At 46.3% G+C, this 20,793-nt stretch carries 17 protein-coding genes; 11 read left to right on the top strand and 6 right to left on the bottom strand.

Going from position 1 to position 20,793, the window contains the following annotated elements:
• Positions 1-49: 49 nt before the first annotated feature.
• Positions 50-865 (top strand): alpha/beta fold hydrolase, encoded by an 816-nt coding sequence (locus NL645_RS16950; RefSeq protein ID WP_253652091.1) that lies wholly within the window; start codon positions 50-52, stop codon positions 863-865.
• 34 nt (positions 866-899) lie between these two features.
• On the opposite strand, the gene plsY is transcribed toward NL645_RS16950, so the two are convergent.
• On the bottom strand, positions 900-1,511 hold the full coding sequence (gene plsY, locus NL645_RS16945) for a glycerol-3-phosphate 1-O-acyltransferase PlsY (protein ID WP_005379857.1): 612 nt from the start codon (positions 1,509-1,511) through the stop codon (positions 900-902).
• 250 nt (positions 1,512-1,761) lie between these two features.
• On the opposite strand from plsY, the gene folB reads away from it, so the two are divergent.
• The 3 genes from folB to NL645_RS16930 are packed head-to-tail and all read left to right on the top strand — an operon-like array spanning position 1,762 to position 3,419.
• Positions 1,762-2,121, top strand: a complete 360-nt coding sequence (gene folB / locus NL645_RS16940; RefSeq protein WP_005395977.1) for a bifunctional dihydroneopterin aldolase/7,8-dihydroneopterin epimerase — start codon at positions 1,762-1,764, stop codon at positions 2,119-2,121.
• A complete protein-coding gene (folK, locus tag NL645_RS16935) occupies positions 2,118-2,606 on the top strand; it encodes a 2-amino-4-hydroxy-6-hydroxymethyldihydropteridine diphosphokinase (protein WP_012841141.1) in 489 nt (162 codons plus the stop codon). The genes folB and folK overlap by 4 nt, the downstream gene beginning before the upstream one ends.
• Positions 2,607-2,615: 9 nt before the next feature.
• Entirely contained in the window at positions 2,616-3,419 is an 804-nt protein-coding gene (locus NL645_RS16930) for an undecaprenyl-diphosphate phosphatase (RefSeq protein WP_006743204.1), read from the top strand.
• Positions 3,420-3,641: 222 nt separating this feature from the next.
• Here NL645_RS16930 and NL645_RS16925 read toward each other — a convergent pair whose 3' ends face one another.
• Complete coding sequence (locus NL645_RS16925) at positions 3,642-4,859, bottom strand: multifunctional CCA addition/repair protein (protein ID WP_253652090.1); 1,218 nt, start codon at positions 4,857-4,859, stop codon at positions 3,642-3,644.
• Positions 4,860-4,997: 138 nt separating this feature from the next.
• Here NL645_RS16925 and NL645_RS16920 point away from each other — a divergent pair, with 138 nt between their 5' ends.
• The 3 genes from NL645_RS16920 (at position 4,998) to ggt (ending at position 9,306) form a co-directional block, all read left to right on the top strand.
• The gene (locus NL645_RS16920; protein ID WP_005395952.1) at positions 4,998-6,614 is read left to right on the top strand and encodes an ExeA family protein; all 1,617 of its coding nucleotides are present in this window, start codon (positions 4,998-5,000) and stop codon (positions 6,612-6,614) included.
• Positions 6,614-7,297 carry a general secretion pathway protein GspB gene (locus tag NL645_RS16915; protein ID WP_253652089.1) on the top strand — a complete coding sequence of 228 codons (684 nt, stop codon included), beginning with the start codon at positions 6,614-6,616 and terminating at the stop codon, positions 7,295-7,297. The genes NL645_RS16920 and NL645_RS16915 overlap by 1 nt, the downstream gene beginning before the upstream one ends.
• 278 nt (positions 7,298-7,575) lie before the next feature.
• Positions 7,576-9,306 carry a gamma-glutamyltransferase gene (gene ggt, locus NL645_RS16910; protein ID WP_253652088.1) on the top strand — a complete coding sequence of 577 codons (1,731 nt, stop codon included), beginning with the start codon at positions 7,576-7,578 and terminating at the stop codon, positions 9,304-9,306.
• Positions 9,307-9,397: 91 nt separating this feature from the next.
• On the opposite strand, the gene NL645_RS16905 is transcribed toward ggt, so the two are convergent.
• The 3 genes from NL645_RS16905 to NL645_RS16895 all read right to left on the bottom strand — a co-directional run bounded on the left by NL645_RS16905 (position 9,398) and on the right by NL645_RS16895 (position 12,259).
• Entirely contained in the window at positions 9,398-10,009 is a 612-nt protein-coding gene (locus NL645_RS16905) for a TIGR04211 family SH3 domain-containing protein (RefSeq protein ID WP_031780509.1), read from the bottom strand.
• Positions 10,010-10,187: 178 nt separating this feature from the next.
• Entirely contained in the window at positions 10,188-11,447 is a 1,260-nt protein-coding gene (locus tag NL645_RS16900) for an inorganic phosphate transporter (RefSeq protein WP_005395948.1), read from the bottom strand.
• 131 nt (positions 11,448-11,578) lie between these two features.
• Positions 11,579-12,259, bottom strand: coding sequence for a TIGR00153 family protein (locus NL645_RS16895; RefSeq protein WP_031780508.1), 681 nt, complete (start codon positions 12,257-12,259; stop codon positions 11,579-11,581).
• Between the two features lie 212 nt (positions 12,260-12,471).
• Between NL645_RS16895 and NL645_RS16890 the strand changes: the two genes are divergently transcribed.
• Entirely contained in the window at positions 12,472-14,004 is a 1,533-nt protein-coding gene (locus NL645_RS16890) for an inorganic triphosphatase (protein ID WP_253652087.1), read from the top strand.
• 40 nt (positions 14,005-14,044) lie between these two features.
• On the opposite strand, the gene NL645_RS16885 is transcribed toward NL645_RS16890, so the two are convergent.
• Complete coding sequence (locus tag NL645_RS16885; protein WP_104974514.1) at positions 14,045-14,818, bottom strand: potassium channel family protein; 774 nt, start codon at positions 14,816-14,818, stop codon at positions 14,045-14,047.
• Positions 14,819-14,923: 105 nt separating this feature from the next.
• Between NL645_RS16885 and NL645_RS16880 the strand changes: the two genes are divergently transcribed.
• The 3 genes from NL645_RS16880 (at position 14,924) to hldE (ending at position 20,635) form a co-directional block, all read left to right on the top strand.
• The gene (locus tag NL645_RS16880) at positions 14,924-16,180 is read left to right on the top strand and encodes a methyl-accepting chemotaxis protein (RefSeq protein WP_005395942.1); all 1,257 of its coding nucleotides are present in this window, start codon (positions 14,924-14,926) and stop codon (positions 16,178-16,180) included.
• A 113-nt stretch (positions 16,181-16,293) separates the two neighbouring features.
• Positions 16,294-19,137: a bifunctional [glutamate--ammonia ligase]-adenylyl-L-tyrosine phosphorylase/[glutamate--ammonia-ligase] adenylyltransferase gene (glnE, locus tag NL645_RS16875; protein ID WP_253652086.1), complete on the top strand. Its 2,844-nt coding sequence runs from the start codon at positions 16,294-16,296 to the stop codon at positions 19,135-19,137.
• Positions 19,138-19,204: 67 nt separating this feature from the next.
• Positions 19,205-20,635 carry a bifunctional D-glycero-beta-D-manno-heptose-7-phosphate kinase/D-glycero-beta-D-manno-heptose 1-phosphate adenylyltransferase HldE gene (gene hldE / locus NL645_RS16870; protein ID WP_253652085.1) on the top strand — a complete coding sequence of 477 codons (1,431 nt, stop codon included), beginning with the start codon at positions 19,205-19,207 and terminating at the stop codon, positions 20,633-20,635.
• The last annotated feature ends 158 nt before the right edge of the window (positions 20,636-20,793 follow it).

Raw genomic sequence — 20,793 nt, 5'->3', positions numbered from 1 at the left:
ATCGTTTCAGTGATAGGATGGTGCGGAAGAATAAGAAATGGATATAACAATGAATAAGTTTGAAATTGAAGGTCAGCAACTTGCTTACCTTGATAAAGGTGATGGTCCAGTATTACTGTTTGGTCACAGTTATTTGTGGGATAGCCAAATGTGGGCGCCACAAATTGAAGTTTTAAGCCAGTCATATCGTTGTATTGTGCCAGATTTGTGGGCACATGGTGAGTCAGAAGCGGCCCCTACATCGACAGAGTCATTAGTTGATTATGCACAACATATGTTGGCGTTGATGGATCATTTGGACATTGAAGAGTTTTCGGTGGTGGGCTTATCTGTTGGCGGCATGTGGGGAGCGGAGCTAACGGCTCAAGCACCGCAACGTGTGAAATCACTGGTATTGATGGATACCTTCATTGGCTGGGAGCCAGAAGTTACGTATAAAAAGTACTTTGCAATGCTTGATACTATCAGCCAAGTCCAAGCGGTGCCTGCGCCAATTATTGAAGCCGTTGTGCCGCTGTTCTTTGCCAACAACGTCGATCAGGATAACCCTGAGTTGGTCGCTTCATTCAAACGCAGTTTAGAAAGCCTGAGTGGTGAGCGTGCAGTGGAAGTAGCTCGCATAGGGCGCATGGTGTTTGGTCGCCGTGATGTGATTGAAGATTCGGAAAAATTCGCTCTGCCGACGTTAATTGCGGTGGGCTGTGAAGATAAGCCTCGCCCGGTTTTCGAATCGTATTTAATGAAAGACTGTATCACGGGCAGTGAGTTGGTAGAAATTCCGCAAGCGGGACACATCAGTTGTTTAGAACAGCCGGAATTCGTCAACCAAATGCTGTTGAACTTCCTGAATCGAGTTTATGCATAACCAATGCATCCCTCTTTAAACGAAAAACTCGGCATTAAGCCGAGTTTTTTTGTGTCAGTTTCTTCTCGCCGATTTTTGGCTCGTCGCCAGACAAAAGCCGCCGAATATTTTGATGATGCTTAAATACGATTAAGCAACACAGCATAGCAACAGGTAACGTGTATTGCGGTTTAAACATCCAAGTATAAAACGGAGTGACCAAAACCGTGACGAGAGCCGCTAAGGATGAATAGCGGAATAGCGCGGCTACTGACAGCCAAGTTAACATCACTAATCCTGTTAAGTCCAAACCAATCGGAGCGATAGCGCCAAGTGCGGTTGCGACACCTTTTCCGCCTTTAAAGTGGAAAAAGATGGGGTACATGTGCCCAAGACAGGCAGCAATGGCGATGACGCCAAGAATGATAGGGTCGATACCAAGAAAGTATCCGCCCCACACGGGGATGGTGCCTTTGAGCATATCGCACAACAAGACTGAAACAGCGGCTCCTCGTCCGCCAATACGCAATACGTTCGTTGCTCCAGGGTTGTTGGAGCCTACACTGCGTGGGTCTGGCAGTTTTAAGAGTCGACAGATCAAAACCGCACTGGAAACCGAACCCAGTAAATAGGCGGCCATTGTCATTATCAGTGCCAGTGCGTCCATAGAAGTCCTTGATGGATTGGAATTTAATGCTCGGTTCCCGCGTAGTTGCTATCATACCTCGAATTCACATAATGCAGAAATCCTCACTGTGATAGAGCTTGCATTATGTGATTTCTTGTATATAAAGATGCTTTCGCAGTTTATACCTAAGTAACATTGTGATGACCCAAGGAAATGTTACTTAGGTATAGAATACTACGATCAAATTACCCCTCACGGGTATCCGACCTCTGTAATAGAAGGACATAAGATGGCTCTGGATAAAGTTTTTATTGAACAATTAGAAGTAATCACCACGATTGGCGTGTACGACTGGGAACAACAAATTAAACAAAAGTTGGTTCTGGATATCGAAATGGCGCACGACAATAAGCCTGCGGGTAAAAGTGATGATGTGCAAGATGCGTTGGATTACTCGCAAGTGAGTGAGGCGGTACTGAGCCATATTGAAAATGGTCGTTTTCTGTTGGTTGAGCGCGTAGCCGAAGAAGTGGCAGAGCTTATCATGCAGCGTTTCTCTGTGCCTTGGGTGAAAATCCGTTTAGCAAAACCTGGTGCAGTGCCACAAGCACGCGCTGTTGGTGTCGTGATTGAGCGAGGTCAAGCATGATCACCACCTATATCGGTGTTGGTACGAATGTAGAAAGAGAACAACATGCGCTCGCTGCGTATCAGGAGCTGCTACAGCTTGGAGAAAGTCTCCTCGTATCGCCGGTATATGAATGTGAACCTATTGGCTTTAGCAGCCAGAACTTCTACAACTTTGTCGTTGCAATGCGTACCGAGTTGTCATTAGAAGAGTTGAGTCATCAGCTACGTGAGATTGAATTTAAGTGGGGACGCGAAGAAAATGCGCAAAAGTATCAGGATCGAACACTGGATCTCGATATAGTGTTGTTCGGTGAATGTGTCTCCAAGAAAAAACCTGAGCTACCTCGCAGTGATATCTACAAATATCCTTTTGTCACAAAGCCTCTGTATGATCTCGAACCTCAATTAGTGATCCCAGGCGATGGACGCACAGTCGCAGATATTTGGCATGCAATGCAGCCAGTCGATTCACTCAAACCTGTTTCTTTTTCATTTTTAATTTGAGTTGTTTACATGAGTTATTTTGAAGCCTTTATTCTGGCTCTGATTCAGGGTCTGACAGAGTTTTTGCCTATTTCGAGCTCTGCCCATTTGATCCTGCCCTCCGCCATTTTGGGATGGGAAGACCAAGGTCTAGCCTTTGATGTTGCTGTTCACGTCGGTACATTAATGGCGGTAGTGATCTATTTTCGCCATGAAGTGATCACTCTGTTCCAGGCATTATTTGCTTCGATCTTTAAAGGAGATCGGAGTAAAGAAGCAAAACTTGCTTGGATGATCGTGATCGCCACGATTCCAGCTTGTGTGTTTGGCTTGTTGATGAAAGACATCATTGAAGTGTATCTACGTAGCGCTTATGTCATCGCGACCACAACGATCGTATTTGGTTTGTTGCTTTGGTGGGTAGACAAAAACGCTAAGTTGGTTGCGGATGAATACCAAACGGGTTGGAAGAAAGCCGTGTTTATCGGTATTGCCCAAGCCTTAGCGATGATTCCTGGAACGTCGCGTTCAGGGGCGACCATTACGGCTGCACTTTACCTTGGCTTTACTCGAGAAGCGGCTGCGCGCTTTTCATTTTTAATGTCGATCCCGATCATTACATTAGCAGGTAGCTACTTAGGCATGAAGCTAGTGACCAGTGGTGAACCTGTCCATATTGGTTTCTTGCTGACTGGTATCATCACATCGTTTATCAGTGCGTACATCTGTATCCACTTCTTCTTAAAGATGATTTCACGCATGGGCATGACACCGTTTGTGATTTACCGTCTGATTCTAGGTTTCGGTTTGTTTGCGTTCTTGCTTAGCGCCTGATAACGCGACGGATTGGCAGCTTGCTTAACCGCAAGCTGCATACCTAAACCACAACGTCATTCTGAACAGCGACGAAGGAGCGAGGTTCAGAACCTTCTCTCCGAGTTTCTTGTAGCGTTGGCCATTTCTAAAACTTCCCTGCGTGCTGATATTAGATTCCTAGTCTCGCTGGAATGACCTGGCATGAATACAATTCGGTTAATTAATCTGAGCTCAGATCACTTATTTCAAAGCGACTCTTACCGCTTCAATCCGTCTCTTTTCTTGTTCATCACGTATTGCCGGGCCTTTAAATCCATCCTTAATGATGCTCTGAACATCTACGGCGGCTGCGGCTTGATAAGCGTGGGTAAAAATCTCAGCTTGAGGATAAGGCTTCTCTTCTAACCCTTTTCGACCTGCATGGTCAGCCTGACAACATATTAAAATATCTTCTAAGCGCTCAGCTTTGCGCCACACATCGAATTTGTTGAGTATTTTTATGATGGTTTGCGGCTTTAACTCGGCCGCACGATGGATATTGGAGTGCTGTTCGCACACCATCAAGGCTAAATCACGAAACTCATTCGGTACACGGACACGCTCGCACAGCTTTTTGATCAGTTTTAATCCTGTATGACAATGCATTTTGTGGCTTGGCCATTCGCTCTCTGGCGTCACCCCTTTGCCCAAGTCATGCACTTGAGCGGCAAATCTGACGGGGAGTGAGTCACTCAATCTTGCGGCTTGCTCTGCCACCATCAAAGTATGGATGCCTGTATCGATTTCTGGATGCCATTTTGCTGGTTGAGGCACGCCAAATAGTGCATCAATTTCAGGTAAAACAACGGCCAATGCACCACAATCTCTTAGAACCGATAAGAAGATATCAGGGCGAGGGGTGGAGAGGGACTTATGCCATTCTTGCCAAACACGCTCGGGAGTCAGTGTGCTCAGCTCCCCAGATTCTGCCATGTGGCGCATTAACTGCATGGTTTCGTCGGCAACCGTAAAGTCTAGATCAGCCAGCTTGGCAGCAAAGCGAGCGACACGTAAAACGCGTAGAGGATCTTCGACAAAGGCGTCTGAGACATGGCGTAGGAGTTTATTATTGAGATCTTTCTGGCCGCCGTAAGGATCATGGAGCTTACCTGCATCATCCATTGCCATTGCATTAATGGTTAAATCACGACGAATTAAATCTTCTTCTAAGGTGACACTTTGATCAAAGAAACACTCAAAGCCAGTGTAACCAGAGCCTGATTTTCTTTCTGTTCGCGCAAGTGCATGTTCTTCTTTACTTTTTGGGTGCAAAAATACAGGAAAGTCTTTACCAACGGCGGTGTACCCTTGGGACAGCATCATCTCGGGAGTCGCACCTACGACCACCCAGTCGTTGTCATAACTATCAATTCCGAGCAATTTATCTCGAACTGCGCCACCTACTAAATAAACTTGCACGAATTACCTCTTAATTTATTGATATGCCGTTGGACATTGTAGCAAGCAATGGTACTTTTCTTTACTCCCGAGAGTAGATGCAGCTATGTTTATATTATATCTGACTATTCCCTGGTGGTTTTTTAGCTGGAGAGCCTAATGTATAAGGACTTTTTTGGGTTTGTAGAACAACCATTTTCGATTGTTCCAAACTCGCGTTATTTGTATTTAAGCCAACGTCACAAAGAGGCAATCACACATCTCCAAGCCGGGCTAGGCGATGGCGGTGGTTTTGCTATGCTTACTGGCGAAGTGGGTACAGGCAAAACGACCGTCGCAAAAGCGATGCTGGCGAATTTAGGTGATAACACCAAAGCGGGTCTGATCCTAAATCCCACGTTTTCGAGTCGAGACTTGCTCGAAGCTATTTGCGATGAATTCAAAATTACTTACCCGCCAGATGCAAACCTCAAACAGCTAAACCAAGTGATTCACAAATACTTGCTGCGTAATTATCGCTCAGGCTGGCAGACATTGCTGGTCATTGATGAGGCTCAACACCTCGCTGCCGACGTTTTAGAGCAGTTACGTTTGTTGACCAACTTGGAAACCGATACCAGAAAACTTCTCAAAGTGTTGTTGGTCGGACAGCCTGAATTACAGCGGTTATTACAAACAACGCAACTACGCCAGCTCGCTCAGCGGATTACTGGGCGTTATCACTTGTTGCCGTTGGATGAAAAAGAGACAGAAGATTACATCGCGTTTCGATTACATACGGCAGGTGGTGACCAACAACTGTTTAATCGTGCTTCTTGTAAACTCATTGCCAAATACAGTCACGGCATCCCGCGCTTGATTAATCTTATCTGTGATAAATCTCTCAACATCAGTTATCACCAAGGTAATGTGGTGGTGGATAAGCAAACCGTTCAGCAGGCCTGTGAAGAGGTGATGCAGTTTCAGGCAGATATTTATCAGCAAGATAAAAAAGAGCGCCGTACTTTCCGCTGGCCTGCTTGGGGCTCTGTCACGGTGGGTCTTATTGCGGCATTAGGTACGGGGTGGGCGGTCGTGAATTATATGCCAGCTCAAGCAACGTCAGTGTTGGCGCAAGTGACCGCACCAAGAGAGGAGCCAACGCCAATAGTCGTCAACCAACAATTGACAGATGATCAGCGTGACTTATTGTTAGCACAAAAACAGTCGAATCTCGCCGTGAATGATTTGTATCGCTTGTGGGGTTATCAAGCATCGGTTCGCGACAATCTTTGTTTATCAGAACCCCAATCGACCATGCGTTGTGAGCGTAAAATGGCGACCTGGCCGCTGCTGATGCAACAAAATCGCCCTGTAATTTTGGAGTTGAATTATCAAGGTGATGTTGGGTATGTCATTTTGTACGCCGTCGGTAATGACAAAGTCGAAGTACTCAATGGCAAGCAGCGCCTGCGTCTGCCTATTTCGTGGCTAAAGCCGATGTGGCAAGGCAATATCATTGAACTGTGGCAAGCGCCGTTGAAAGAGACATTACGTTTAGACATGGAAGGCCCTGCGATCGAAGTATTAGACCGACTATTAGCAGAAGCGGTAAGTGAACCACTGCTTGAGACGTCTATTTTTGATGGTGCGATGAAAGAGCGCGTTGAGTTATTCCAACGTTGGCAAGGTATTGGGGTCGACGGCATTGCAGGTAAGCGGACGCTAGATCGTCTTCAACAAAACGTGCAGCCAGATGCGCCTCAACTGGCACGAATCGAGAAGGAGGACGCATAATGTCAGCCATGAAACATATTGGTTTGTTCTTGTTGCCGATCACCGTTGCTGCAATCGGAGTTGCTTGGTATTTATATCTCCTTACGCCTCATGCTGAAGCTAGTACTTCCGCCCCTAAGGCTAAGATGGAAGCGGAACAACCGTTCAAAGCATTGGACTACCCTGAAACTACTCAGTTGGCGCAATTGCCAAGAGAGTGGCCAAGTGCAGAGCTGTCTCGTGATTTTGGTACGTTTGCAACATCTGATGAATACGTGAGTAATACAGCAAACAAAGACGAGATAGAAACATCTGTATCAACTCAAGGCACTTCAGTAGTTGAAGAGGACCTAGGTTTGTCTCTGGATGATCTTGACTTGTCCTCATTATCTCCTGATTTGGCGCGAAAGGTCGAAAATGCGTTATCCCGAGATGATGCGCCTTCACCACAAACGGTGCGCGTGAACGATTTAGAGCGCAACGCTCACCAATGGCAAGGGCGTTTACCTGCGCTCAATTTGCAAACTCACATGTACGCCAGTGATGAAAATCGCCGCTGGGTGAAGATTAACAATGTTGAATATCATCAAGGAGACGTTGTTGATGGGCAGGTCACATTAAGGGAAATACAACCGCAAGCGGTGATTGTCGAGTTCCAAGGTGAGCAAATTCGTATCCCAGCGTTGTATGAGTGGAAAGGGTAGCCGTTTTTTATAGTAAATCATCAAGCCAGCGAGGTCATGTCGCTGGCTTTTTTGTTTCTCATAAGGTCTTTTTTATCTATTTGAGTGATGATTTTTAGGGACTCACACAAGCTAAATATAGCTTTTCTCAGTCGTTTAAATTACATCAATATCAGTCATGTATTAGTAGAATAACTCCAGTCAGCGTTGTGTAAAAAAACGCCATATTGACGAACTTCGTCATCACGACCTGGTCCACGTTAGACCCCATGAAATAACAGGAGTCTACACAGAGACACATGCGTATTCTGATTTTTTCTTTAAGTGTTGTTGCGTCGTTAAGTTACGCAGCAAAGCCGACCCCTTTCCCTATAACACCAGATAATAACGGACAAGATTTTATGGTCAGCGCGACCAACCCTTACGTGAGCAGCACTGGTTATTCAATATTGAAAGATGGCGGGAACGCCGTTGATGCTATGGTCGCGATGCAGATGGTGATGTCTGTGGTTGAACCGGATATGACGGGAATTGGCGGCGGTACTTTCGCGCTGTTTTATCAACATGACAAGCAGAAGTTTTTAGCCCTTGATGGGCGAGATGAAGCGCCGTCTAGCGCTCACCCTGAGATGTTTCTTGAAAATGGGAAAGCACTCAGCCGCGATGAAATTTTGGGGCCTCGCTCCGTTGCAGTGCCGGGCACCTTGCGTCTACTTTATTCCACTCATGAGCAATACGGCAAATTACCATGGTCTGAGTTGGTTCAACCTGCGATTAAGCTCGCGCGTGATGGATACGCGATGAACAGCTATACCTATGATATCGTCGTGCGAGAGCAAACGCGTTTGGTTCGCGATCCAGAAATTAAAGCCTTGTATTGGCAAGATGATGAAGTGAAGCCAACAGGGACGTTAATGAAGAACCCTAAGATGGCTGAGACGCTGAGGAAGATCGCGCAACAAGGCGATAGTTACCTTTATAGTGGTGAGCTTGGTCAGCACATCGTAGAGACGGTCAATAGTCGTATTGGCGACCAACACGAGAAGTTGTCTTTAGAAGATTTTAAACATTACCAAGTGAAGCAGCGTGACATCATCGAGAGCGACTATCGTGGGAATAAAATCGTCTCTTTTGGTTACCCAGCTTCTGGCGGTGTGATGGTCGCTCAGAGTCTTGAACTGCTTGCACCCTATGACATTGCCCATATGGCGAAAACGGATGTAGAGCCTTGGCGTTTAATGACCGAGGCGATGCGCTTAGCAAAAGCTGATCGTATTGCGTATGCCGGAGATCCGGATTATGTGGAAGCACCAGTTGAACAATTGTTATCTAAAACCTATTTGGACCAGAGACGTGATTTAATCCCTGATAATGGCACCTCGAAAGAGAATCCAAAAGCCGGACAGATAACGCAAACTCAGTATGCGCAATATCAAGGCTTCGAGAGCAAAGATACAGGGCACATTTCTATCGTTGATAGGGAAGGTAATGCGATTGCTATGACCAGCACCGTTGGCACGGGAATGGGATCTGGTGTCATGGTTGATGGCGTTATCTTGAATGCACAAATGGCAAACTTTTCACCTCAACCAACGCTTAACGGTAAGCCTACTCAAAACTCGATTGAAGCGGGTAAGCGTCCACGCTCAGCCATTACGCCATTAATGGTGATGGACAGTGATGATAACTTGCGTTTGGTTGTCGGTTCACCAGGAAGTTCGCAAATCCCGGGGTATGTACTCAAAACCGTGGTTGGCGTGCTGGATTGGAACTTATCAGCGCAAGAGGCTATTGACTTACCAAACATCCAGTACGGTACCAAGATAGACCGCACGAAGCCGTATGACCCAACAGGCTTGCTGGTGGAGAAGAAAACCTTCGCAGAAATGTTGGTGCCGGAGTTTATGGAGCTTGGCTACCCAGTACACGTTATTCCAGTGGTAAGTGGTTTGAATGCAATTGAGCTAAAAGATGGCAAGCTTTATGGCGCAACGGATCGTCGTCGAGCATCTAGTTCAATGGGGGAGTAGTGCAGATTTCCGTAAAACTAAGCAAACAAAAAAGCCAGTCGAATATCGACTGGCTTTTGCATTCTTTTTTATAGATAAAAGGGCTAAGGACTTATGCCCAACCCGCAGGTGAACGTTTTCTACGAGGCATGACATGCGGAAGAATCAAACCAAATAGCAAACCTAAACCTGCAACACCGCCGCCATAAGTGAAGTACTTAAGCAGCATGTCGTCTTTTTGTGTATCCAGTTTAGCGCGCAGCTCGCGGTTTTCTGTTTCAACAGAAGTAAGCTGGTCGCTGATCTCAGAGTATTTATTCTCAAGATCGGAAATTTGTTGGTTGCGCGTTTCTAGAGAGGTAACAAGGCCAGCTTTCTCTGCATCAGAAGTTTTACGAGCGTTAGCAAGCTGCTCTTTCACTTCTGCTAGCTCTTTCTCAATGCGAGGAAGGCGAATCGCCATGCTTTCTTGGTTTGTCACAAACTTGCTTTGTACCCAACCAGTACGACCGCGGTCATCACGAACTTGCGTATAGCCAGTATCTCGGTTGGTTTTAATAAGTTGTACTTTAGAACCGGCATTAACACTACCAATAATACGGTAGGTGTTATTTGGACCTGAGTGCATAAAAGTGAAGAGGTCATCAGAAATATAACGGTCTGCTGCTAGGGCCGCTGGCGCTGCTAGCAAAGTAAACAAAACCGTGATGATTAGTTTTTTCACAGTAAATCCCTTAACGATTTTTCTTGGAGACAGCGTTGGCACCGAATGATTGGAGCCGGAAATAGACGAATAGTATGCAGTTTCAAACTTCGGTGCAACAAAGAAGGGAGGCAAAGCCTCCCTTTCTGTGCGTTTGAGTCAATAATGACAAAGCGCTTACATTCTATTGACGAGTGTCTTAAGCGAACATCGCTTGAAGTCCGTAGAAGAATACAACGGCCAATAGTGCACCTGCTGGTAGTGTAACGATCCATGATGCCACGATGTTACGAACCACGCCCAGGTTTAGTGCCGCGATACCACGAGCAAAGCCAACACCGAGAACCGCACCAACCAATGTTTGAGTGGTTGAGATTGGCAGACCAGTACCAGAAGCTAGAACAACAGTACAAGCGGTTGCTAGCTGAGCTGCAAAACCACGGCTAGGAGTTAGCTCAGTGATACCTGTACCAACGGTTGCCATTACTTTGTGACCCAGTGTCGCAAGACCGACCACGATACCAATACCACCAAGAGGTAGAATCCACCAAGCGATGGTGCTTTTCGTGCTGATTTCGCCCATGTGTTCAACAGTCGATACTACAGCAGACAGTGGACCAATGGCGTTTGCAACGTCGTTTGAACCGTGTGCAAATGCCATTGCACAAGCGGTGATAACCATCAGAACGCTGAAGATACCTTCCACGCCAGAAAAGCTGCGGTCTTCTTCGCGATTAGCGAATTTTTTCTGGATGTATACGTAGCCGCCAACCATCACGAGTGCTGAAACTGCTGCTGCCCACATCCAAGCTTCGCCATTGGTTAGGTGAAGACCAACGTGTTTTAGACCTTTTTTGATAGTTACAAGTGCAATCACCATTGTTGTGATGAACATGTAAACAGGAACAAAACGTTTGGCGTTAAATAACGGGTTCTCAGTATCAAAAATCAGACGTTGTGCGCTGACAAAGATAACGTAAGCAAAGAAACCTGAAATCACTGGTGTAATAATCCAGCTACCAACAATGCCTTGAACGCTGCCCCAGTCAACCGCTTCAGTTCCTACTGATACGCATGCAAAACCAATGATTGCACCGATGATTGAGTGAGTCGTAGATACTGGCCAGCCCATGTAAGAGGCAAGAAGTAACCATGTACCCGCAGCCAAAAGAGCAGACATCATACCGTAGACAAGAACGTCAGGTTGACTAGCAAATAAAGAAGTTTCGATTACACCTTTACGGATAGTGTCGGTTACTTCACCGCCTGCAAGGTAAGCACCTGCAAATTCGAAGATCATCGCAATGATGATAGCTTGTTTTACGGTTAGCGCTTTTGAACCTACTGATGTACCCATCGCATTAGCAACGTCGTTCGCGCCAATACCAATCGCCATCATGAAACCAAAAATCGCTGCAACAATAATCAGGACAGTGCCGTAGTTCGCAAGGATATCCATCGTAATACCTAGTTGTTTTATAACAAGCGGAACAAAATTTTACGCGCGCCAAACCATAAGACGATGAAAATAGTCATCGTCCCTATGACACGTGTTCATTATGCTCTTCGTTATGTCGTTAACTTTATGTTTTAAGATCGAGATAGCATGACTTCCAAACGAGCACCTACGCGCTGCGCTTGGTCGGCAATACCACCTACCCATTCAAGAATCTTGTACAAGAACATGACATCGATAGGGTTCATGTCAGACTCAATCGCCATCAACTGTTGACGAAGTTCAATCTGCATAGCATCGGTATCATCTTCGATGACATCTAATTGATGAATCATTTCAGCGACGAGCGTCACTTCACGACCTTTGAAGCCGGTTTCTAGCAATTCATCAAGTTCATTGATTACCTTTTGCGCCTGATCGGCCGCATCAAGACAACGTTGAACGTAAGCGAGGAAGTTTGGTTGGAGAGCCTCAGGAATGACAAGTTGACGACCATATACACGGCCAGCAATGTCTTTTGCCAGGTTTGCAAGTTTGTCCTGCTGAGTCAGAAGCTCAAGCATGTCAGTACGGTCTACTGGCATGAACAAACCGCGAGGCAGTTTTAGACGGATTTCACGTTTCAGCACGTCCGCTTCTTTCTCTAGGTGAGAAATTTGTGCACGGATTTCAGATGCTTTTTCCCAGTCACCCTTTGAAGATACTTCAAAGAATTTCACCAAGTGTGAACAACATTCGTTGACACACACAACGTGGCGTTGCAAAGGCTTAATTGGGGACTTTGCAAATAACCCCATAATTGTATTTACTGGCATGGTCATTCAACCTAATAACTATAACCTTAAAAAAACATACACCATTTCTGAGTGCTTGGCGAAATGTTGAACGATGGCTATAAAGGCGCGCATGGTAACGCATTAAATCGCTCATTAAAACTGTTTTAGATCATCATTCCGGCGATATTTCTCTCTTGCCGTGCGAGAAATTACGCAATATCCTGTTTCTATCTGCTTTGAAAGGTATAGCTATGGAAACCGAAATAGAACTGAAGTTTTTTGTTTCTCCTGAATTTTCAGAAACTTTAAAAGAAAAAATTTCTGAGACAAAAGTACTTCAGCATAGTTGTCGTGACTTGGGTAACACCTACTTTGATACCGCCGATAAATGGCTGAGAAAGCACGACATTGGTTTAAGAATTCGCCGTTTTGATGATGTATTCGTCCAAACCGTAAAGACAGCAGGACGCGTCGTCGCAGGCTTACATCAAAGACCAGAATACAATGCTGAGCACACTAGCGACGAGCCTAACCTGTCGCTTCATCCTGTAGACATTTGGCCGCCAGGTAAAGATGCAGCAACGCTGCAATCTGAGCTTATGCCGTTATTCTCGACCAACTTCACACGTGAACAGTGGCTGATTGGCATGCCAGATGGTAGCCAAATAGAAGTGGCGTTTGACCAAGGTATGGTCGTAGCCAAAGGTGAAGATGGGGAAGAGAAACAAGAACCGATTTGCGAAGTTGAACTGGAACTTAAATCGGGCCAAACCGATGCCCTATTTACACTAGCACGTAGCTTTTGCGAGCAAGGTGGCATGCGTTTGGGTAACTTGAGTAAGGCGGCGAAAGGCTATCGACTTGCAAGTGGCTATGCAGGTGATGAAGTAAAATCGTTGGCACTTGTGGACAGTAGCCCGACGGATACCGTTGAATACTGCTTGATCAACTCTTTAGAACACGCCCTATCTCACTGGCATTATCACGAGCAAATTTATGCTGAGCGTGACAATGTGGAAGCGCTACGTGAAATCAGCAATGCCATTCGTTTTATTCGTCAAACATTGACCATTTTTGGTGGTGTTGTCCCTCGTCGCGCGAGTGCGATTCTGCGCCAAGAGCTTAAATGGTTGGAAGAAGAACTGAGTTGGTTGGATGAGCATGCACACCTTGAAGAGCTCTTAGATGACAAAGGCAATGTGCTGCGTAAGTTGGATGCGCGTAAGTTCTTAGTATCTGAGTTGACTCAGCAGTTACAAGAGTTGCCAAGCCGTGAAGAAGTGCTAGGGCTACTCAATTCCGCGCGTTACACTGGGTTATTGCTGGATCTTAGTCGCTGGATCTTAGCGCGTGGCTGGCAGCCGTTTCTTGATGAAAAAGCGCGCGAAAAAATGGCAAGTAATATCATGCCGTTTTCAGTCACTCAGCTCGATCGCACTTGGGCAGAACTAATGGAAGCTTTCCCTGCAGAGCGTGACCTGACGGCGCAAGAGTACGTTGATCAGCGCTATCGTTTGCTGCGTAATCTCTATACCGGTATTGGTTTCGCGAGTCTATATAACTCGGATGAGCGTAACAGCTTCCGTTTGCCATGGGCGGATCTGGTGCATGGTATTGATGATCTGCTAATGCTGAACCACTTACTTCCGTTGGTTGATATGTTGGAAGGCGCAGAAAAAGAGCAGTTAGAACGCTGGTTGCACCGTCAAGAGCGTTCAATTTTGCATGCAATGGATCAAACCCGAGCGATCAGTGTGGAAGTTCAGCCTTATTGGCGTGAATGATCACCTTGACTACCTGTACAAAAAATAGGACCGCATGGTCCTATTTTTTTGTCTTTGTTTTGCTTTGTTGCAGCTCTTGTTCTATGAAGTCGAGTCGTTCTAGTATTTGCGCTTGTTGGCTTAGGAGCTGCTCGAGCATACGTTCTTTATTGATTGAGCTGTGCGTCTGTTGTTTTGTCGGGGCAGTAAGGATAGAGGTGATAAGACCCGAAATCATACCAAAGATCCCCACACCACAAACAATGATGATGACGGCTAAAAACTTTCCTATTGAGGTCACCGGATAATGATCGCCGTAACCAACGGTTGAGATCGTTACGAATACCCACCACAAAGCATCGGCGCCAGTGCGAATATTCGCTTCTGGGTTTTTCGCTTCGATAAACAGCATTGCACTAGAACCGAGCGTAATGAGGATCACCATCAACAGTAATATTGAGGCGACCGTGGTTTCGCGGCGGTTTTCTTTGAGCTGATGCAAAATGAACTTCGACGAGCGCAGTACTAATACCACTCGAAGAATATGAAAGATACGAGCAAAGCGCAGTGGCTCTATTAATGGGATGCTCGCCACGAAATCTATCCAATGACGTTTAAGAAATAACCACCGATCTGTGGACCGGATCAAATCAATGGTGAGCTGTAATAGAAAAATACTACAGATTATGAAATCCAGACCGATAAGAACTTGACGGGTTTCGTGATCGATCGGGAAAAACAACAAGCCAGAGATCACAAATAGTGCCATAAAAGACAATATTAGTGACAACAGGCCCATCGGTCGTGTGCTGTCTTTGATATCATTGTTTTTCATACGAAGCTCGAAATAAATCGCGTAACCACGCTAAACGCGAACATAACTATAAGTAATATAAAGATTATAGATAAAGACTATATAAGACTCGGTGGAGAACTGACAATGGAAAAGCTGGCATTTAAGCCATGGGAAAGGGTCATATCCGACATTCGACTGGTTCCTAAAATGGTCATGTTGATGGTCTTCAGTACTGTCCTGATAGTGGCAAAACAACTGTGGGACGCGAACACCTTTTACGATTCACTTTTAGCGGCGACACAAAACGCGCAAGTTGCCCAACAGCATTACGAAGCATACTTAACGCAAGTTGCTTGGCAAACCGCCTTATTGATTGTGGTTTTTGTCGTACTCTTATTAGCGGCGGCTAGAGTGATGCTGCGTCAAACACAGTATCTGAGCGACGCGATCAAACTGATGGCGAGCAAGAACCTCTCCGTGCCATTTGGTATGGATTGTAAAGATGAATACGGAGACGTGGCACGTGAATTAGAAAAGACACGTCGCCAATTGCACGATGTGATTCAAATGCAAATTAATGCTTCTGATGAGTTATCCACACTCACGGAAGTGATGACGCTGAGCATGTCGGAAACGAAAGAGTCGGCGCAAGAAGAGTTTAACGAAATTGATCAACTTGCGACGGCGATGAGTGAAATGTCGTCGACGGTGCAAACCGTCGCAGAACATGCCCAGACGGCGTCTTCTCTTACAGAGCAAGCTTCCGCACAAGCGATTTCTGGTCAACAGTTCTTGCAAAGTACGATGGCGAAAATGAGTGAACTCTCGTCGGACATCGCTTCATCGGCTCAGGCGGTTAACCAGGTCGAAGAACGTGTTGAATCCATTGGTAGTGTTGTGGGTACGATTCAAGGTATCTCTGAACAAACTAACCTGCTTGCACTGAATGCGGCGATTGAAGCGGCGCGAGCTGGCGAGGCGGGTCGTGGTTTTGCTGTGGTTGCAGATGAAGTTCGTAACCTTGCACAACGTACACAACAAGCGACGGTAGAAATTCAAGAGATGATTGCGCAGCTGCAAACCAGTGCAGAATCTGCTGTAGAACTCATGGAGAAAAGTGTAGTGGAAGCGGCCGATGGAAACGAGCTGGTTTCTAATGCTGGATCTGAGCTCGATGGTATTGTTGGGCAAGTGACGCAAATCAATGACATGAACTTCCAAATCGCGACGGCGTCTGGTCAGCAAAGCAGTGTTGCAGAAGAGATGAGTCAAAACCTTACCAATGTACGTGAGCTGGTAGAAGCCTCGGTTGTGGTTGTGACAGAGCTGCTAGAAACTTCTGAAATGATGCAAAATAATGCTGGTGAGTTAGACAAGAAGATCAAATCTTTCCAAGTTTAATATTCCATCCAGAACTTTTGATAAAACGCCCACAAACCTTTTGTGGGCGTTTTTATTTGCTTTAAGTCTGGTATAAAGAATGAGTTACCGTGCTTTTCAAACAAGGAAGAAAAATGCAGCTGCCTTCGCCACTGATTTCTATCGCTGAATCTGCCGTACAAAATGCTCAAGAGGCAGGTTATTTTCCCCTTTGGCCAGATGAGATTGCGCAGCAATTTCGCTATGTGGCGGGCTTAAGCCAGTTTATTACCGAAGCCATTCATCGCGATGAAATTTTAGCCCGTGAGTTGCCAAGCATGTTAGCGCAACCAAGTCGTCAGGAATCTTACCGTTCACGTCTTGCTGCACTGTTGGGACAATGCCCGGATGAGATGTCTGGTCATCGCGTGTTGCGTCAGTTTCGCAACCGAGAAATGGTGTACATTGCGTGGAAGGATTTCATGCATGCATGGTCGCTAGAAACGTCTTTAAGCCACTTATCCGAATTGGCAGAAGCGATGATTTTTGAAACCTATCAATGGCAATATCAAGCGTGTTGTCAGGAGTGGGGAACGCCGACTAGTGAGGAAGGTGAAGTACAGCCGATGTTGATTATCGGCATGGGGAAACTGGGTGGCGGCGAATTAAACTTTTCTTCCGATATCGATCTGATTTTCACGTATCCAGAAAACGGTGAGACACAAGGCGCGCGCCGCAGTATTGCCAATGCCCAGTTCTTTACTCGCCTTGGTCAACGCATCATCAAAGCGCTCGACCAACAAACCTTCGATGGCTTCTGTTACCGCGTAGATATGCGACTTCGCCCATTTGGAGAAAGTGGCCCATTAGTCATGAGCTATGCTGCGCTTGAAGATTATTATCAAGAACAGGGACGTGACTGGGAGCGTTACGCTATGATCAAAGCTCGAGTGATGGGGTGCGAAATGTACCCGCAATACCAAGAGCTACGCCAAATGCTGCGTCCTTTTGTTTTTCGTCGCTATATTGATTTCAGTGCGATTCAGTCTTTGCGTCGGATGAAATCGATGATCAGTAGTGAGGTTCGCCGCCGAGGTTTGAACAACAACATTAAGTTAGGCGCAGGTGGCATCCGAGAAATTGAATTTATCGCCCAAGTTTTTCAATTAATTCGAGGGGGGCGCGAGCCTTCTCTTCGTAATCGAGGGTTGTTGGAAACGCTGCAAGGCATTGAAGAGCTGGGGTTACTCACTTCGCAAGAAGTCAGCAGTCTAGAAGCTGCATACAAGTATTTACGTCAATTAGAAAACTTGTTGCAAGCGATGGCGGACAAGCAAACCCAGACGCTGCCTGATTGCGAAACCGAACGCTTAAAGCTCGCTACCGCGATGCAAATGACCTCTTGGGACCAACTGATTGAGCAAACTCAGCAGCACATGGCGAATGTCCATCAAGTATTTGAGTCGTTAATTGGTGATGATGAAGAAGATGAGGGCACTACGGTTGCTCGTCATTTTCATGAGTTATGGGATATGGCGAACAAACAAGATGTGCTTGAACATATCTTGCAGCAGGATATTCAGGTTGAAGACTTTGCTTCATGCGCGAAAACCATCATCAACTTTAAAACCGATCTGGCTAAAAAAACGTTAGGACCGCGTGGACGAGAAGTGTTAAACCGTTTGATGCCGAAGGTGTTTGATGCGGTGTTTGCCCACCCTGATGCACAGTTTGGTTTACCGCGAGTGCTGCATTTACTGCACAATATCTGCACTCGTACGACTTATCTGGAGTTATTGGATGAGCATCCAGCTGCTCTAGTACAGCTCGTGCGTTTGTGTACCGCAAGCCCAATGATTTCAGAGCAGCTATCTCGGTATCCGATCTTACTCGATGAGTTGATCGACCCTGCACAGTTGTACAATCCAATCCCATTAGACAGTTACCGTACAGAGCTGCGTGATTATCTGGCCCGTATTCCAGAAGATGATATGGAGCAGCAAATGGAAGCGTTGCGCCAGTTTAAGCAAATCTGCATTTTACGTATTGCGGCGGCGGATATTGCTGGTGCATTGCCGGTGATGAAAGTGAGTGATCACTTAACCTATTTGGCGGAAGCTATCGTTGATGCTGTGGTCAGTCAGGCTTGGTTGCAAGTGTCCGAAAAATACGGCGAGCCAACGCATGTAAAAGATCGTGAAGGCAAGGGTTTTGCCGTCATTGGCTATGGCAAAGTCGGTGGTTGGGAACTCGGCTATAACTCCGACTTGGATATCGTCTTCATGCATGACTGCCCAGTCAATGTCTATACAGATGGCAAAAAGGAAATCGACGGTCGTCAGTTCTACCTTCGCCTAGCGCAGCGCATCATCCATATTTTCTCGACTCGCACCGCTTCCGGCATTTTGTACGAAGTCGATACCCGCTTGCGCCCATCTGGCGCGTCAGGTTTGTTGGTTAGCCCAACCGATGCGTTTGACGATTATCAGCATCAAGAAGCCTGGACATGGGAGCATCAAGCACTTGTGCGCGCGCGCTTGATTTACGGCGATGAACCCCTTGCCATTGCATTTCACAATACGCGACATGATGTGTTGTGCAAAGCGCGCGATCGGACGGAACTGAAAAAAGCCGTTGTCGAAATGAGAGAGAAAATGCGCGGTCATCTTGGGGGGAAAAAGCCCGGCCGTTTTATGCTCAAGCAAGACGTGGGAGGGATTACCGATATCGAATTTCTCGCTCAGTACTTAGTGCTCAACTATAGTCACGATAAGCCGAAATTAACGCGTTGGTGTGATAATGTGCGCATCTTTGAAACGCTCATTGCACAAAATGTCATGGACGAAGACCAGGCAATGCAGTTGATACGTGCCTACACGACAATGCGAAACGAAATACACCGGAGAAATCTACTCAATTTAGATGCTGATGTGGTGGAAGATAAGTTTGTTGCCGAAAGGGAGTGGGTAAAACAGGCTTGGAATCAGTGGTTCAGTTAAGACCATATATTTAGCCTCGATAAGGGCTGTGATAAACTCACTTCGATTTAATTTTTGGAGACCAATAATGAAACCAATTCTACCTGATTACAACAGCGCTGGTGTGCTCATCATCGGTGATGTCATGCTAGATCGTTACTGGTATGGCCCAACCGGACGCATTTCTCCTGAAGCGCCGGTTCCTGTTGTAAAAGTAGAAAACAATGAAGAGCGTCCTGGTGGTGCTGCGAACGTTGCGATGAACATCGCATCACTAGGTGGCCATGCTCACATTGTTGGTCTAACAGGGGAAGATGAGCCTGCAAAAGTGCTGACGGAGACGCTGAGCTCACTCAATGTGAAGTGCGATTTCGTTGCACTGCCTGATTACCCAACGATCACGAAGCTTCGCGTAATGAGCCGTGGACAACAGCTTATTCGTCTCGACTTCGAAGATAAGTTTGAAAACACGGATTCTGCACCTGTGCTATCGCGTATGGATGCCGCTCTGCCAAATGTTAAAGCCGTGATTATGTCTGACTACGCAAAAGGCTCGTTAGAGCATGTTCAGGCATACATCCAAAAAGCGCGCGCAGCAAACATTCCAGTTTTCATTGACCCTAAAGGTGCGGATTTTGAACGCTACCGTGGAGCAACACTCTTAACACCAAACATGAAAGAGTTTGAAGATGTCGTTGGCACAGTAAAATCAGACCAAGATCTGGTTGAAAAAGCACTTCAGCTTGTTGAAGAGTTTGATTTTGAAGCGCTACTGGTTACGCGTAGTGAAAACGGCATGACGTTGATCCGCCGTGGTCAGGAGCCATTCCACCTTCCGACTCAAGCGAAAGAAGTGTACGACGTGACAGGTGCTGGTGACACGGTGATTTCTGTACTTGCAGCTTCAGTTGCGGCGGGTAAATCCTTCGAAGAAGCGTGTGCACTAGCGAATGCGGCGGCAGGCGTTGTTGTTGGCAAGCTTGGTACCTCGACCTTGTCTGAAATTGAACTGGCAGAAGCGGTACATGGCAGCCAAGACACGGATTACGGTGTGATTTCAGAAAAAGCGCTGATTGAAGCAGTGAAAAAAGCACGCGCACGTGGCGAGAAAGTCGTTATGACAAACGGCTGCTTTGATATTCTTCACGCTGGGCATGTTTCTTACCTCAATCACGCTGCAGAACTTGGTGATCGCCTGATTGTTGCGGTGAATACCGATGAATCAGTGAAGCGTCTTAAAGGGCCTGGTCGTCCTGTGAATCCAACTGATCGCCGCATGGCGGTATTGGCAGGTTTGGGCGCTGTGGATTGGGTAGTACCATTTAGTGAAGATACGCCGCAACGTTTGATCTCGGAAGTTCTGCCAAGCTTGCTAGTAAAAGGTGGTGACTACAAACCAGAAGAGATTGCTGGTGGTAAAGAAGTCATTGCTGCAGGTGGCGAAGTTCGTGTATTGAACTTTGAGGATGGGTGCTCAACCAGTGAAATCATCAATGCAATCAAAGGCGGTAAGGGCTAAGCCTACGATTTGTTGGCATTGAAACGCTATTTGTTTGTAAAAGGTCGCCAAGTGCGGCCTTTTTGATACTTGATGTTCTGAGACACTTTTCGTCTCTTAACGGCAAGCAATAAATAAAAACGCCAGCTGATAAATCAACTGGCGTTTTTATTTATTGA

Source organism: Vibrio sp. Y51_MX_L26, assembly GCF_024181935.1.
GTDB lineage: Bacteria > Pseudomonadota > Gammaproteobacteria > Enterobacterales > Vibrionaceae > Vibrio > Vibrio diabolicus.
This window is presented reverse-complemented; position numbering and strand designations above follow the sequence as displayed.

Bases quoted from the DNA above. Each gene is read 5' to 3' on its own strand.
- NL645_RS16950 (WP_253652091.1), top strand. From the start codon at position 50: ATGAATAAGTTTGAAATTGAAGGTCAGCAACTTGCTTACCTTGATAAA.
- plsY (WP_005379857.1), bottom strand. From the start codon at position 1,511: ATGGACGCACTGGCACTGATAATGACAATGGCCGCCTATTTACTGGGT.
- folB (WP_005395977.1), top strand. From the start codon at position 1,762: ATGGCTCTGGATAAAGTTTTTATTGAACAATTAGAAGTAATCACCACG.
- folK (WP_012841141.1), top strand. From the start codon at position 2,118: ATGATCACCACCTATATCGGTGTTGGTACGAATGTAGAAAGAGAACAA.
- NL645_RS16930 (WP_006743204.1), top strand. From the start codon at position 2,616: ATGAGTTATTTTGAAGCCTTTATTCTGGCTCTGATTCAGGGTCTGACA.
- NL645_RS16920 (WP_005395952.1), top strand. From the start codon at position 4,998: ATGTATAAGGACTTTTTTGGGTTTGTAGAACAACCATTTTCGATTGTT.
- NL645_RS16915 (WP_253652089.1), top strand. From the start codon at position 6,614: ATGTCAGCCATGAAACATATTGGTTTGTTCTTGTTGCCGATCACCGTT.
- ggt (WP_253652088.1), top strand. From the start codon at position 7,576: ATGCGTATTCTGATTTTTTCTTTAAGTGTTGTTGCGTCGTTAAGTTAC.
- NL645_RS16900 (WP_005395948.1), bottom strand. From the start codon at position 11,447: ATGGATATCCTTGCGAACTACGGCACTGTCCTGATTATTGTTGCAGCG.
- NL645_RS16895 (WP_031780508.1), bottom strand. From the start codon at position 12,259: ATGCCAGTAAATACAATTATGGGGTTATTTGCAAAGTCCCCAATTAAG.
- NL645_RS16890 (WP_253652087.1), top strand. From the start codon at position 12,472: ATGGAAACCGAAATAGAACTGAAGTTTTTTGTTTCTCCTGAATTTTCA.
- NL645_RS16885 (WP_104974514.1), bottom strand. From the start codon at position 14,818: ATGAAAAACAATGATATCAAAGACAGCACACGACCGATGGGCCTGTTG.
- NL645_RS16880 (WP_005395942.1), top strand. From the start codon at position 14,924: ATGGAAAAGCTGGCATTTAAGCCATGGGAAAGGGTCATATCCGACATT.
- glnE (WP_253652086.1), top strand. From the start codon at position 16,294: ATGCAGCTGCCTTCGCCACTGATTTCTATCGCTGAATCTGCCGTACAA.
- hldE (WP_253652085.1), top strand. From the start codon at position 19,205: ATGAAACCAATTCTACCTGATTACAACAGCGCTGGTGTGCTCATCATC.